At 54.9% G+C, this 632-nt stretch carries 2 tRNA genes and 1 rRNA gene; all 3 read right to left on the bottom strand.

Going from position 1 to position 632, the window contains the following annotated elements:
* Positions 1-88, bottom strand: a 23S ribosomal RNA gene (locus FXV77_RS21900); the annotation flags it as partial.
* 154 nt (positions 89-242) lie between these two features.
* A tRNA-Ala gene (locus FXV77_RS21895) sits at positions 243-316 on the bottom strand.
* A gap of 73 nt (positions 317-389) precedes the next feature.
* A tRNA-Ile gene (locus FXV77_RS21890) sits at positions 390-466 on the bottom strand.
* Positions 467-632: the final 166 nt, after the last annotated feature.

The raw sequence follows: 632 nt of genomic DNA, 5'->3' as shown, positions 1-632 counted from the left end.
CCGATCCCCGCGGTTTATCGCAGCTTGTCGCGTCCTTCTTCGCCTCTGGGAGCCTAGGCATCCCCCGTGTGCCCTTAATTACTTTCTTCCGCCGGACGCCCCTTTTGCAAAGCGCCCGGCTGCCTCCGTCCCAAACCGGTTATACCGGTCAGGAACTTCCTCTGTCCTCTCTTTTTGTCTGTCTTCTCTTTTTTTCCCAATATGTCAAAGAACTTCTGCCCTTCCCTGCGGGGACGGGCATGTGGAGAATAACGGATTCGAACCGTTGACCCCCTGCGTGCAAGGCAGGTGCTCTAGCCAGCTGAGCTAATTCCCCTTTTTTAGCCGGAACGGACAACTGACGGCGGGCAAAAAAAACCGCCCCTCAATTCCATTCCTCCAGCTAACAGTGGTAGTCCCGAGCAGATTTGAACTGCTGACCCCTACATTATCAGTGTAGTGCTCTAACCAACTGAGCTACGGGACTGGATCGCCCCGTCATCAACGGTTACGCCAGCGTACCGTCGGCCGGGAGGTCAATACCCCTGGGTACTTCTCCAGTTTTAATCCTGTATTCCTGTATGGATAATAATGATCATGCCGTGCGCAGCAGGAACGGTCCGGACGCTCCAGAAAGGAGGTATTCCAGCCGC

The organism is Sphingobacterium phlebotomi (assembly GCF_008180195.1).
Classification (GTDB): domain Bacteria; phylum Bacteroidota; class Bacteroidia; order Sphingobacteriales; family Sphingobacteriaceae; genus Sphingobacterium; species Sphingobacterium phlebotomi.
This window is presented reverse-complemented; position numbering and strand designations above follow the sequence as displayed.